Source organism: Cytobacillus sp. T106, assembly GCF_040492155.1.
Classification (GTDB): domain Bacteria; phylum Bacillota; class Bacilli; order Bacillales; family Cytobacillaceae; genus Bacillus_AB; species Bacillus_AB infantis.
This window is the reverse complement of the sequence record NZ_JBEUMK010000026.1, coordinates 1-12,916: the sequence shown is the minus strand read 5'-3', so window position 1 is coordinate 12,916 and position 12,916 is coordinate 1. Positions and strand designations below refer to the sequence as shown.

Annotated in this window: 16 protein-coding genes; 10 read left to right on the top strand and 6 right to left on the bottom strand. The window is 47.7% G+C overall.

The features are described 5' to 3' along the window. Window positions 1-6 precede the first annotated feature (6 nt). The 3 genes from ABU165_RS24350 (at window position 7) to ABU165_RS24340 (ending at window position 2,008) form a co-directional block, all read left to right on the top strand. Window positions 7-756 (top strand): sirohydrochlorin chelatase, encoded by a 750-nt coding sequence (locus tag ABU165_RS24350; protein ID WP_318061053.1) that lies wholly within the window; start codon window positions 7-9, stop codon window positions 754-756. After that, on the top strand, window positions 737-1,378 hold the full coding sequence (locus ABU165_RS24345; protein WP_009793608.1) for a precorrin-2 dehydrogenase/sirohydrochlorin ferrochelatase family protein: 642 nt from the start codon (window positions 737-739) through the stop codon (window positions 1,376-1,378). The genes ABU165_RS24350 and ABU165_RS24345 overlap by 20 nt, the downstream gene beginning before the upstream one ends. A gap of 111 nt (window positions 1,379-1,489) precedes the next feature. Beyond that, on the top strand, window positions 1,490-2,008 hold the full coding sequence (locus ABU165_RS24340; RefSeq protein WP_318061054.1) for a hypothetical protein: 519 nt from the start codon (window positions 1,490-1,492) through the stop codon (window positions 2,006-2,008). On the opposite strand, the gene hmpA is transcribed toward ABU165_RS24340, so the two are convergent. Then, entirely contained in the window at window positions 1,988-3,202 is a 1,215-nt protein-coding gene (gene hmpA, locus ABU165_RS24335) for an NO-inducible flavohemoprotein (RefSeq protein ID WP_094767538.1), read from the bottom strand. The genes ABU165_RS24340 and hmpA overlap by 21 nt on opposite strands. A gap of 172 nt (window positions 3,203-3,374) precedes the next feature. On the opposite strand from hmpA, the gene ABU165_RS24330 reads away from it, so the two are divergent. Then, window positions 3,375-3,851, top strand: a complete 477-nt coding sequence (locus ABU165_RS24330; RefSeq protein WP_009793611.1) for an RrF2 family transcriptional regulator — start codon at window positions 3,375-3,377, stop codon at window positions 3,849-3,851. A gap of 14 nt (window positions 3,852-3,865) precedes the next feature. On the opposite strand, the gene ABU165_RS24325 is transcribed toward ABU165_RS24330, so the two are convergent. Genes ABU165_RS24325 through ABU165_RS24315 form a run of 3 tightly spaced genes read right to left on the bottom strand, consistent with a single transcriptional unit; the run spans window position 3,866 to window position 6,478 of the window. Further along, window positions 3,866-4,435: a hypothetical protein gene (locus ABU165_RS24325; RefSeq protein WP_009793612.1), complete on the bottom strand. Its 570-nt coding sequence runs from the start codon at window positions 4,433-4,435 to the stop codon at window positions 3,866-3,868. A 39-nt stretch (window positions 4,436-4,474) separates the two neighbouring features. After that, window positions 4,475-5,026: a hypothetical protein gene (locus ABU165_RS24320; protein ID WP_318061055.1), complete on the bottom strand. Its 552-nt coding sequence runs from the start codon at window positions 5,024-5,026 to the stop codon at window positions 4,475-4,477. Window positions 5,027-5,041: 15 nt separating this feature from the next. Continuing rightward, window positions 5,042-6,478: a PQQ-dependent sugar dehydrogenase gene (locus ABU165_RS24315; protein ID WP_318061056.1), complete on the bottom strand. Its 1,437-nt coding sequence runs from the start codon at window positions 6,476-6,478 to the stop codon at window positions 5,042-5,044. A 157-nt stretch (window positions 6,479-6,635) separates the two neighbouring features. Here ABU165_RS24315 and ABU165_RS24310 point away from each other — a divergent pair, with 157 nt between their 5' ends. Next, window positions 6,636-7,418, top strand: a complete 783-nt coding sequence (locus ABU165_RS24310) for a YqcI/YcgG family protein (RefSeq protein WP_009793615.1) — start codon at window positions 6,636-6,638, stop codon at window positions 7,416-7,418. 21 nt (window positions 7,419-7,439) lie between these two features. Here the strand turns inward: ABU165_RS24310 and ABU165_RS24305 are convergent, their stop codons facing one another. Next, the gene (locus ABU165_RS24305; RefSeq protein ID WP_318061057.1) at window positions 7,440-8,411 is read right to left on the bottom strand and encodes a DMT family transporter; all 972 of its coding nucleotides are present in this window, start codon (window positions 8,409-8,411) and stop codon (window positions 7,440-7,442) included. Between the two features lie 201 nt (window positions 8,412-8,612). On the opposite strand from ABU165_RS24305, the gene ABU165_RS24300 reads away from it, so the two are divergent. After that, entirely contained in the window at window positions 8,613-9,254 is a 642-nt protein-coding gene (locus ABU165_RS24300) for a DUF6944 family repetitive protein (RefSeq protein ID WP_318061058.1), read from the top strand. A gap of 55 nt (window positions 9,255-9,309) precedes the next feature. On the opposite strand, the gene trhA is transcribed toward ABU165_RS24300, so the two are convergent. Next, complete coding sequence (trhA, locus tag ABU165_RS24295; protein WP_009793619.1) at window positions 9,310-9,957, bottom strand: PAQR family membrane homeostasis protein TrhA; 648 nt, start codon at window positions 9,955-9,957, stop codon at window positions 9,310-9,312. 143 nt (window positions 9,958-10,100) lie between these two features. Here trhA and ABU165_RS24290 point away from each other — a divergent pair, with 143 nt between their 5' ends. From ABU165_RS24290 to ABU165_RS24275, 4 genes are read left to right on the top strand one after another with little or no spacing between them, the layout of a single operon-like run. After that, a complete protein-coding gene (locus tag ABU165_RS24290; protein ID WP_306009132.1) occupies window positions 10,101-10,691 on the top strand; it encodes a DUF1836 domain-containing protein in 591 nt (196 codons plus the stop codon). 46 nt (window positions 10,692-10,737) lie between these two features. After that, the gene (locus ABU165_RS24285) at window positions 10,738-11,706 is read left to right on the top strand and encodes a bile acid:sodium symporter family protein (RefSeq protein ID WP_009793621.1); all 969 of its coding nucleotides are present in this window, start codon (window positions 10,738-10,740) and stop codon (window positions 11,704-11,706) included. Between the two features lie 20 nt (window positions 11,707-11,726). Further along, entirely contained in the window at window positions 11,727-11,921 is a 195-nt protein-coding gene (locus ABU165_RS24280; protein WP_009793622.1) for a hypothetical protein, read from the top strand. A gap of 17 nt (window positions 11,922-11,938) precedes the next feature. Then, the gene (locus tag ABU165_RS24275) at window positions 11,939-12,682 is read left to right on the top strand and encodes a DUF2161 domain-containing phosphodiesterase (RefSeq protein WP_009793623.1); all 744 of its coding nucleotides are present in this window, start codon (window positions 11,939-11,941) and stop codon (window positions 12,680-12,682) included. The last annotated feature ends 234 nt before the right edge of the window (window positions 12,683-12,916 follow it).

The following is a 12,916-nucleotide window of genomic DNA, read 5'->3' as shown; positions in this document are numbered from 1 at the left end:
AGGAACATGGAATCGATCCTTTATATAGGCCACGGCACCCGCTCGAAAAAAGGGGCACAGGAAGCAAGGGACTTTTTGAATAGGATCATTGGGAAATCTGCCGCACCGATCCAGGAAATCAGTTTTTTGGAGCTTGCAGAACCATCAATCGGCGAGGCTTACGAAAATTGTATTCGCCGGGGGGCCACCTCTATCAGGGTGGTCCCGATCTTTCTATTATCAGCGGGGCATATAAAAGAAGATATCCCGGATATTCTTGAAAAGTTAAAAAATAATTTTCCGGATATACCGGTTGAAATGGCAGATCCCTTTGGTGTCCAGCAGGCGATCATTCAGGCAGTTTGTGAAATGATATTTCAGGAGGCATTGGTGCTTTCCAAAGACGATTCTGTTTTGCTGGTTGGGAGGGGGAGCAGCGATCCTTCTGTTCTTGAAGCGTTTGAAGAGATTAAAAAGGGCGTCGCTGATAAGATTGGCGCCTCGGTGAAGGTCTGCTTTCTGGCTGCGGCTTCCCCATCCTTCGGTGAAGGCCTTGAGGAAGCATGTGCTGATAGCCCTGGACGGGTCATAGTCGTTCCTTATCTATTGTTCGGCGGGCTCCTTCTCAGTGAAATTGAGAATGCGGTGAGGAAAAGGAAAAAGCAAGGCATCCAGATTGTACATACCGGCGCATTGAGCAGGCATTCTGCGATAGAGGAAATCGTCATTGCCCGTGCAGCAGGGAAGGAGGAGAAGGATGCAGCCCCTGTTCATTGATCTAAGAGGGAAAAAAGTAGTCATTGCAGGAGGCGGCAGGATTGCAGCCAGGAAGGCGCGTGTACTTGAAGAGGAGGGAGCTGACATCACTTTCATTGCCCCCGCATTTTCGGAGGAAGCTCTTTTGATAGCCGAGAGTAAAGGTTATGGGCTCATTGAACGTAAGGCAGCGGCTGCAGATTTTACGGATGCCTTCCTTGCCATTCTGGCCACAAACGACCGGAGTGCCAATGATGAGCTGCAGAAGGCTCTCCCGGCCAATCAGCTCGTCTGTGTAGTTGACGAATTTGAAACCGGCAATGTCACTTTCCCGGCAAGAGTGCGGCGGGGCGGCCTCCAGATTGCTGTGACTTCAGGCGGAACCAGCCCTAAGCTGACACGGAAGCTGAAAAAAGAATTAGAGGTGCTCTTTGACGAGACATGGTCAGTGTATACAGAATTCCTCGGGAACTGCCGGTTGGTCATAAAGAGGCTGGATCTTCCCGCCGAAAAAAAAGACCGGCTGCTTTGGAGCCTGCTGGAGGACGAATACCGATTGAGCGAGAGTAAGCAGGAGGAAAAGGCGGAGGAAATAAGGAGGATGGCGGAGAGTGTGAGGGAAGATAGTGAGGCGGTATGGTGATGCTGTCCCAAGGTTGGCGAAATCATTTGAGGCAACTGGGTTTGTGCAAGGGAGTTATTGGAACCGCTGAATGTGCCCTGATTTTGTTGAAATGGTAGAATAATTGGCAGTTTGATTGAATTATCGGGAAAATTGATTGAAATAATCCTGCAAATGATTAAAATAATCCGAACTTCGATTAAAAAACGGAAATTGGCTGCTGCTCAGGAAAGGTCAGCTGTGCCGGGGATCCATCGAAACCGCCGAATGAGCCCTGGTGGTAGAATAATTGGCAGTTTGATTGAATTATCGGGCGAATTGATTAAAATAATCCTGCAAATGATTGAAATGATCCGAACTTCGATTAAAAAACGGAAATTGGCTGCTGCTCCTAAGGGTCAGCCAACCAGGCAGCCAGCACTTACGGCTGTCAACTCAATAAAATTACAATATTGTAAGACTGCTTACAATAACAGCCGGAATTTCCCTGAAAATCACCAAAATAGCCGCATTTTCTCCTTTTCACACGGAGAGTACCCAAGCTCCGCCGCTAGATCTGCTCTCAAACCGCAAAAAAAAGAAGCTGATGAGCCCATCAAGGGACGCCGGCTTCTTTCTTTTCAAATATTCCTATACTTCCAGATTCAATGACGGACCAAAGAATTCAAAGTGAATCTTCGATTCTTCAACATGCAGCTCTTTTAATCCTTTGACAATTGCACGGAGGAATGGCACCGGCCCGCATACATAATAGTCTGCGCCATCAATCAGGATTTCGCGGAGGAAGTCTGCATCGATATAGCCTTCTTTAGCAAAGCGGGCATCCTGGCGGTCAGTTTCCTTAGCTTTTTCGTATACATACAGAAGCTTGCTGTTTTCAAGTTCAGCTTCAAGTGAGGAAAGTTCCTCTTTGAAGGGCTGGTGGCTGCTGCTTCTGGAGGCATTTATAAACTCTACCTTGCGTCCCGGGTTTTGTTCAGCAATAGAATTGATCATGCTCATGAAAGGAGTGATGCCGACACCGCCGCTAAGGAACACAACCGGTTCATCAGCATCTGCTGCAAGTACAAAGTCACCGGCTGGGACCGTCACTTCTATAATGCTGCCTGCTTCAACGGCATCATGAAGGTAATTGGAGACCTTGCCTTCAGGTGTATTTTCTTCTGATTCCCGTTTGACAGAAATCCGGAAATAGTCTTTGCCAGGTGCTGCTGAAAGACTGTACTGCCTGTTCATCAGATATTCTTCACCGGGGATGCCAATGCGAACTGTAATATACTGGCCAGGCAAGAAGGCTGGTACAGTTGAACCGTCAGAAGGCTTTAAGTAGAAGCTGGTAATAACATCGCTTTCTTTTACTTTATCTGTAACTGTAAACTCTTTAAAGTCTTCCCAGCCTGCAGGCTGGCTGGCTGCTTCTTCATACATTTCCTTCTCGATTCCGATAAAGGCGTCGGCGATTACGCCATAGGCATCTGCCCATGCTCCGATGATCTCATCAGTTGCCGCATTGCCCAGCACTTCTTTGATTGCTCCCAGAAGATGTTCTCCTACAATCGGATAATGTTCCGGCTTGACTCCAAGGCTTCTATGCTTGTGGGCAATTTGTTTCACTGCAGGGATGATTGCTTCCAGGTTATCAATATAAACGGCGGCTGCCAGGATTGTATTGGCAAGAGCGGTCTGCTGCCTGCCTTTCTGCTGGTTGGCATGATTGAAGATATTCAATAACTCAGGATGGCTTGAAAATAAGTTGCGGTAAAAAACGGTTGTTATTTCCGTCCCCTTCACTTCCAATACAGGAACGGTTGATACGATAGTGTCAATTGTTTTTCGAGATAACATTGCTGAATCCCTTCTTTGCTTAAGTAGTATATTGAATACATCTTTATTTTAGTGGCCAAATAACTAAAAAGCAATATTGCAAATACATCTTTTGGAGGGCAGGACAGCAAAGTTTATGATTTGTTCACAATTATGATAAGATGGGGGGGAGAACAGAATGTGAGGGAAAATCATGAGGCTTACAACCTATTCGGATTATTCAATAAGAGTATTAATATATCTCGCATCACATCAAAATGATAAGCTCGTCAACATAAAAGAAATCGCTGAAGCTTACGATATTTCAAAGAACCATCTAATGAAAATCATCTATAATCTTGGAAAGATGGGCTATATAAGGACAGTGCGCGGCCGCAACGGCGGATTTAAGCTCGCTAAGCTCCCGGCGGAAATCAATATTGGGGAGATCGTCAGGAAGACAGAAGAGGATTTTTATCTTGTTGAGTGCTTTGACCATAAAAATAAATGTGTGATCACTCCGGTATGTTCTCTGAAGCACATCTTAAACCATGCGCTTGAAAGTTTTTTAAAGGTGCTGGATCAGTATACACTAGAAGATATTGTTGAAAACAAAGCCATGCTGAAAGAATACTTTGCCCGTAAAGCTGAAGAAGGACAAGATGAAGTCCATGATCAAAGGCTGCCTTGAATGGCAGCCTTTTTTCATGTCAGCTCAGGCGATTTCTTCCGTACTGTCCGGTTAAGGGCCTTCATTGCTGCCAGTGATAGCCAGAGCCAGATGCTGCTGTAGGCAAGGCCAAACAGGAATATTGGTCCGACGGTCAGCAATGCGGAATAACCTGACAGGGAAGGGCCAAGAATCGGAAAACCCACTACATACAAAAGGAATAAGATACCGGCTGTCAGGGAGGCAGCCCCTAATAAGACGGCAGTAAAAGTATGTTTCAGCTTATTGAGGGCAATGCCGATGCTGATGCCCAGCAAGCCGGTGGTAAATGGGAATACGAAAAGCTCAGAAGGCTGGAGGACAGCAAGCATCATAATTGTGAGCAAATATGTAAGCAGGCCGATCCGCACCGATAGAAAGCAGGCTATAATGATTGGCCATGTGGTCAGGATGCTGAGCGCATAGCCTGCACCCCCGAAAAGCCCTGCTGACTGGAATATTGCCGCCAAGCCTCCAAGGATCGCGCCCATCACCATTTTGACCGTACTCGAATGGTAGGACATCTCTTCTGCCGCTGATATTCCCGGAAACCATTTTCTGCTCATTTTTCCACCCCCTTATAGGCAATGCGCTTCTGTGCGGGATTATACCTGTTCTTTATATAAAATTGAGATAGGAGCCATCTCCAGCATATATTCCTGCAAAAGCAGCTGGTGCATCGTTTTATCATGGACGATCAGAAAGCATGCGTCGGCAACTTCTCTGCTCCCGACAGAAAGACCGAGCTGTTCACCAACAGCAAAAGCGCCCATTGCCTGCTGGTTTAACAGGAGAAGGTGATGCAGGGATTGCCAGGAACCTTTTGCACCTGCGAGGAAGTCCTGAAAAGATAATAAAGCTTCCTCCACTTTGCCGATCACCGTGCCGAGAATCCGGTCTTTACGGTCATCTGCTGTTCGGCCGATAAAGCGAAAAAGATTATCCGCACTTTCCGCATGATGCTGCTGTGATTCCTGGATTTTTTCAATGGCTTCCCTGATATGGGGCTCCCTGATTGCGGGCACAGCTTTTACCAGCATAACCTCAAGAGCGGTTTGGGCTGTGAGGATATGTTCAAACCATTTTTCCATTTCATTTTTCTGCATTTCAATATAATCCTCACCCAGTTCAATAAGAATGGCCTTTTGTTCCTGCATATTCATACCCTCCAATCATTCTTTTGTTATTTTCCATAACACTCCCGTATGGCCATATGCCTGAATATATCCTTTTGTCACAGGGGAGTATCCGAAATCAAGTACATACAAGCTTTTTCCGTCCGGATGAAATTTGCAGTCAACCGGCCTTTCTATTCCGCCTGTGCCTGAATAGGAAGCGGCACCAGGGGCACGGTTGCGGAGGAATACCTCGGAAGTTCCTGTTTTAACATCAACCATCGCCACCCTGAATCCGTTATTAAGGTCTTTCTCGTGCGGGGTGTTGAGGGGAGCGTAGGTACCCCATTCTGTTACAAACAGCTTCCCGCGGTGACCAAAGAAATCGGATGTGCAAAACTCCATTTTCGTCATGGCCGAATGAGGCTTCTCCAGGTAAACCGGAGGGCCGGCCCATTCAGGCGGATTCTCAATCAGCTGCTCGGCAGCCTTGCCTTTTGCCGGCTTACAGCGTTCATCCCATACAGGCACGCCATCTGCCCGGTAATCGGGAAAACCGTACCAGTCAGGTGTTTTTACTGTTCCATGCTTTGTTTTGGCATTGCGGATATGCCAGATTCTATCAGGGTCGCCGGCGATCGACCGTTCGCCTTTTTCCTCCAGGCAGTTGTCTGAAGCATATAATTCGCCCTCTTCACTGAAAGCCAATCCATATGGGTTTCTGAGTCCCCAGGCCAATAGTTCAGGTTCGCTTCCATCCGGATTAGATCTCCAGAGGCCCGTTGAGCACCATAATTCCCCTTTGACTTTTTCCCCTTTCTGCGCTGGTGTCCCGAATGGCTTGAAAGCGCCTGTCTCTGTTAAGAAAGGGAAGGGCATGAGAGGGTTTCGGGATGTAACATTATGCCCTGTCAAGGTAATATCCGCTCCGGGGACATCATGGGCTTCGGGGTGTTTCGCCAAATCTACTGTAAAGCCTGCAGGGAGGCAGACGCCGTTTTGGGAAACCGATCCATTGGCAAAATACAATAATCCGTCATGCGGCCCAAAAACGGGTCCTCCGGGTTCATGCCAGCCGCCGCTTGGTATTTTTTCATGAAGGACGGTGCGCTCCTTCGTTTTTCTGTCATATGCCACAATGCGTGCAAGATAGCCGCCTTTGCAGGATACATAGAGTTTCCCGTCCCTGCAGACGACTCCGCGCGGTCCGCCAAGTGTCTCCACCGCAAAAACATCGAGCATTCCACCAGGATCCAGGCTTAAAATCCTTGGCGGGAGAGCAGGCCTTGTCGGCCATGTGCTTACGCCTTCTAATATGTAAAGTGTGCCGTCCTCCGCAAATCCCATCCCGGTCGGAAAGGACAGGCCGGCAGCGGCCACCTCCACTTTGTACCCTTCTGGAACCCACACATCATCAGGATTCACCAATGGCCGTGCACTTGTAGGGAGCTTCAAAACTTTTTCGGCAGATTGGGTGTAAGCGATATGTTCCATTATGATCTCCTTGGTTTAAGTTAGTAAAAAACCTTATCAGTATTGTCCAACTGTGAAACGGGTATTCAATTTTCCGCTGTATAAGCCCGGTTTTCCGCTGTACAAACCCATTTACGGCCCATCCTGAATAAGATGAAAAAGCAAACAGGAGGCAGGGATGATCATGCAATTAATCAGCGACATATCCGGCTTAAAAAAAACAGACTGCTGGGAAGAAGATGCACTGAGGGCATTCCAGGCAAAGCTGGGCAATAAAAAAGACCGATTCCCCTGTATCCCGGCTACCCAGGGTCATGCCCTTCAGCAGCTGCGCTATGGATTTGCCGGAGATCCGCGGAATATTTCTTCAGCAGGCGAATTGGCAGAAATGATGAGGGAGTTTACAGTACTTTCAAGGAGCTTTGGCAGTTATACTTCGCTCATTGTCTTTTTTGAAACAAATGAACAGCTGGCTGAGCAGGGGACGGTGGAGGAGTTTGAAACCCTTTTTTGGCAGCAGATGAACCTTTTGGCAGAAAGGGACAGGGAAAAATGGCCGGACCATATTCCAGAGGACCCTCACGATCCGCTTTGGGAGTTCTGCAGCCATGGAGAACAGTATTTCATGTATTGCGCCACACCTGCGCACGTAAAAAGGCAAAGCAGATATTTTCCCTATTTCATGCTTGCAATCACACCCCGCTGGGTGCTGGATGAGTTCAATTCGGCCCCGGAGCGTGCTTCTAAAGTAAAAAGCAAAATTCGCGATCGGCTGGCAGCTTACGACAGTATCGGAGCCCATCCTCATTTAAACAGTTATGGAAGCGATAATAATTATGAGTGGCAGCAATATTTCTTAAGGGATGATGACAGTGCACTTAGCAAATGCCCGTTCCACCGGATGCTTGCAGGGGATAAAAGCAATGATTTTTCAATAACAGAAAAAGGACGAGACAATTGAAATGTCTCGTCCTTTGGGTTTTCAAGCCTGTTTTTTAACAGGTGAAGCAGGAATTGCCAGAGAGGGCTTAGCCTTAGATTGCGAGAACCGGCTGTGCAGCACCATTCCGATTACAATGACCAGCAGTCCTGCTGAAGAAAGGGTGTCAGGAGACTGTGCAGAAAACAGGAGAACTTCACCTGCCATCACAAACAGCACCTGTGTCGACTGTGTCGCTTCCACTGCTGCAAGCCTTGATTGATCATGGCGCGCCCGGTCAGTTGCAATGAAAAACAAGGTTGTCGCAATAACGCCTGATGAAATGGCGACAATGAAGGTCTGCAAAAGCTGGCTTGAGGAAGGAAGTCCGGCACTTGCGTAGCCGGCACCTGCGATGATGAGCCAGAAAGGGAGGCTCGCCATTGTCATGCCCAGCACTCTTTGGAAGGTATCAAGCCTTCCTCCGCAAAGCTCCATCATTTTCCGGTTTCCGAGCGGGTAGGCAAAGGCTGCCACTACGACCGGCAGGATTCCTGCGGCCATTTCAGCGGGAGACAAAGTGTCTGCTTTCTGAAGCTGGATCAGGATGACACCAGCCAGTATGATAAGCGAAAAGCAAAGGGCCCTAAAGGGAATTTTATTTCTTTTTCCTTCAATGCTGCCTGAAGTAAATAAGGGGGCAAGCAGGGTGCCAGCGACGATCGTCAGCTGCCAGGAACCGGCAACAAGCCAGCCTGGCCCATAGCTTGCCGCATAGGTGATGGGGGCATAAAAAAGGACGAATCCAAAAAAGCTCCACAACAGCCACCTGAAAGGATGTTTCCTCATTTCTGCCCATAGCTGCTTTCCATTACCGCGCAAAGCTACAATGATGACAAGAAAAGGAACCATAAACATAAATCTTAGGGAGGAGCTCCAAAGCCAGCTCCCGCCTGCAAGCTCCATCGTTCTGTTCAGAATGAATGTGACCGCAAAAAACACGGAAGCAAGAATGCCGATCATTATTTCTTTCATAGCCAGCTCCTTTCTGGTCTAATTATCCCAATATACTGAATTTTATTCCCTATTATACTCTCCCCCAAAAAATATGGCTATAAGAAATAATAGCTTAAACTTAACAGAAAGCTGACCAGCTGAGCAGCTCTTGAATATACTGGTGAAAGGGCGGACATCTGCCCCCTGGTAAGCCAGCAGCAGAACAGGCGGGAATCTGTTATGAAAAATCAAAAAAAGGAGATTGCCGGTGCCTGGACACAGGCTGCCGGGACGATCATAGCCGCGATTGGTACGTCTGAATGGCTTGTTCTGGATGACAGCGCCGCCGAGGCACTGATTATTATAGGCAATGAATTGCAGGCTGCAGGAAGCGCTTTGGAGGCGGACGGACAAGACCGTCCTTCCTTGGAGAAAATAGGCAATGAACTGCAGGCGGCCGGCAATTTATCCGTAATTGCCGGACTAGTCTTAGATCCCGGAGAAGAAAGCGAGTTAAAGCTGGTCATTACAGGAAATCTGATTCAGGCACTCGGATCTCTCACTGTGCTTGGGGACGAACTGAATGATCCGACAGCAGAAGGGAGAACCTTTCAAATCATCGGCAGTTTCCTGCAGGCTATCGGCAATTCCCTTCAGGCCTTCGGCACATTGCTTTTCCTCAGCACCTTTCTAACACATCCGGACGCAGCAGTGAGGAATGACGGCAAATCGCTCGATATATCAGGAAGCTGGATTCAGGCTGCCGGTTCTGTTCTTTCAGCATTGGGGCAGACGCAGGAAGAGCTGTCTGAAATCTCATCAAAAGGCGAACAGGAATTTAAGGGTTTTGCATTACTAAATAAACAGCATAAGTATAACTGAGGGCCTGGTGTAAAAGGCAATAAAAAAAGCCGACGGATAATCCGTTCAGCTTCGCTTACAGCACATAAAGGTAAACACTGAGAAAGTGGGCCATGCTGCCCATCATAATGAAGACATGGAAAATTTCGTGAAAGCCCATATGTTTGAATTCCAGGAACTTTGGCTTGACTGCATAGATGATGCCTCCGACCGTGTAGAAGATCCCACCAAGCAATAGAAGGAATACGCCATGAAAGGACATGGCTTCTGAAAGCGGCGAGAAAGCCAATACAATGATCCAGCCCATTGCGATATACAGGACAGTTGAAAGCCATCTTGGGCAATTGAACCACACCATTTTGAAAATGACGCCGCAGACGGCTACAAGGGTGACAATGGAAAAAATGACCCAGCCTGTCGTCCCGTTCAGGCTCACAAGGCAGAAGGGAGTATAAGACCCGGCAATCAGAACAAAGATCATTGAGTGGTCAAGCCTGCGCAGGAAAGCGATTACCTTGTCCTTCGCAATCACCATATGATACGTGGCTGAAGCAGAATACAAAAGGATCATGCTGACGCCAAAGGCGATAGAGGATGCGATTGCAACGGCAGATGATGTGACCATCGAGGCTTTGATGACCATTGCCAGCAGACCGATGAACGACAGGATTGCGCCTGCAAGATGTGTGAGCCCGTTGATTGGCTCGCGGATATAAGAATTCATGACAATTCCCCCTTACATAACGATACGTAGTATTGATAACTACTTATCATAATATAACGATTATCCCTTCCCGTCAACAAATAGTTCTCACTTATGGTAAAATAAAGGAAGCGTACTACATAGAAAGCTAGAGGGTAAACAATATGGATAAAAACAATATGACAGAACTGATCGAATCCCTTGGCTTTGAAAGGCAGCTTTTGCCTGAAGAGCTTCCAAGCATTGATCTGTATATGGATCAGGTGATCCAGCTTTTTGAGAACACATTTGGTTCAGCCACCCGCAATGAAGGGGAAAAGGTCCTCACCAAAACGATGATCAACAATTATGCCAAAGGAAAGCTGTTTACCCCGGTCAAAAATAAAAAATACTCCCGTGAACAGCTTATGATGATCAGCCTCATCTATCAGCTTAAAGGCTCCCTGTCCATCCAGGATATCAAACAGACCCTGGATGGGGCGAATAATAAAGCATTGAAAGGGAATCTCCGGATCGAGGAATTTTACAGCAGCTATCTCCAGCTGGCAGAACAGAATCTGGCCGGCTTTAAAGAAGATGTCCCGCTCCGCTGCCGCTTGGCCCGCGAACAGGCAGAAGAGCTGGAAGCAGGAAGCAGCGAGCTTGAACAAATCCTCCTGATCCTCTCGCTCGTCCATATGGGTAATATGTATAGAAGGACAGCTGAAAGGCTGATCGATGAACTAGGCGGAAATCCTCCAGCCCCAAAAGGGTAATACCCGTTCACCCTCTTTTTAAACCACAAAGGCCGGAGGAGAAATTATGCTGGATAAGCTAAACCGATTTTTACAAAAATTCATGCCGTTCATGACGCCTCTGGCCGTCCTTTTCGGCATTACATTTGCAGATCAGCTTCATCATCTTGTCTTTATCGTGCCATGGCTATTTGCTTTCATGACATTTTCCGGAAGTCTCGGCTCAAGCTTCAGCGATTTGAAGAAGGTCATTTTGCATCCGCTTCCGATCATCATCTGCCTGCTGCTCCTTCACCTGGTGATGCCGGCAGCAGCATTTGGCGCTGGAGCCCTGTTTTTCCCGGATGATGACTACACTAAGACAGGTTTGATCCTTTCCTTTGTCATTCCAACCGGCATCACCAGCCTCGTCTGGGTGACTCTTTATAGAGGCAAGACCTTCTTGACTTTATGCATCATTCTTGTCGACACTATGATTGCCCCGTTTGCAGTGCCATTCATTCTGCATCTCTTTGCAGGTGCATCGGTAGAAATGAATGCGGCCGATATGATGGGAGGGCTGATTTGGATGATTGTGCTCCCGTCCATTGCGGGGATGGCAGCCAACCAGCTGTCTAAAGGCACAGCCCCAAAAAAATTGAATCCATTCCTATCACCGTTTTCCAAAATAGGCATCGGGGTGGTGGTCGCCATCAACAGTTCAGCGATTGCCCCGTATCTTGAGACTCTGTCCAGCAAACTGGGGGGGATAGCAGCTGCTGTCCTTATGCTTTCTATCACTGCTTACCTCCTTGGTTTTCTTGCAGGGAGGGTCATGAAAGAAGAAACAGCAGGAATTATCTCGCTTACCTATAACAGCGGCATGAGAAACATCAGTGCAGGTGCCGTTCTGGCCATTGCCTATTTTCCGGCCCCGGTCGCAGTTCCGGTTATCATGGGCATGCTGTTTCAGCAGATTCTGGCTGCTTCGGCCGGCAGCCTCCTTAACCGCATGAATCATCAACAGAGGGAGATGCCGGTTACTAAAGCCGTTTAGTATAAAGGAGGCAAATAATAATGATCAATCGCCTTTCAAAAACAGGCAAGACACTCTATTTCCTTGGCATGGCCCTTTTTGCAGCTGGTTTTGCCGTCAATCCGCTGCTTGATATCGGGGATGTGCCGGAAGCTGTAAGCAATCTGTCCATACCTGTCATTATAGTAGGAATCCTCCTTATAGCGGCCTCGAACTTCTTTAAGAGAAACCATTAGACAGAAAGGCAGCAGCAATGAAAAACACAAATTTGAAAAGATATGAAGCAGATTTATACAGACCCATACAAAAGCATTTTTCTGCACTCGGCTACGAGGTTTATGGAGAAGTTCATGATTGTGATGTTGTGGCTGTGAAAGAAGAGGAGCTCATTATTGTTGAGCTGAAGCTCAATCTGACAGTCGAGCTGCTGGTGCAGGCGGCCAAAAGGCAAAAGCTGTCCGACCAGGTGTATATCGCGATCCCAAAGCCAAAGTACAGGATGCGCTCGAAAAAGTGGAATGATATCAGCCACCTCATCCGGCGGCTTGAGCTCGGCCTTATCTTAGTTTCTTTCCAGGCGGGCTCCGCCAAAATGGAGATTCAGATTGAACCGGGAGCATTCGACCGCAAAAAAAGCTCCCGCCTCAACAAGAAAAGGAAGGATAAATTGCTTTCTGAAATCAGCGGGCGGAACGGATTCTATAATGTTGGAGGAGTCACCCAGACAAAGATCATGACCGCCTATAAAGAAAATTGCATCCACATCGCGTGCTGCCTGAAGCGCTTTGGCCCCTTGTCGCCAAAGAAGCTCCGCGAAATGGGCACCGGTGATAAAACCCAATCAATCCTTCATAAAAACTACTACAGCTGGTTTGAAAGGATCAGCCGCGGAACCTATTCCCTGACAGAAAAAGGGAGGAAGGAGCTTGAAAGTCATCCTGATGTAGCAGGGTATTATTCCGGGGGACTGAGTTTTGTAAGTGAAGATAGCGATTAGTCATGGCCTTGATGGCTGTGGCTTTTTTGTTTGAACTGATAGTATTATTGGCTATGGCGGTTCTATGAGAAGGGAGGGGAAGTCAGGGCTGGTACATGACTCCCCATTCTAACGGGTTGTACTGTATTACATTGGGCTTCTGAGGTACATGAGCCGGCAGTGCAAGGGAAGTCATGTACTTCAACAGGCTCCTGGGATACATGACCCGGCCTTGCAAAGGGGAGTCATGTACTT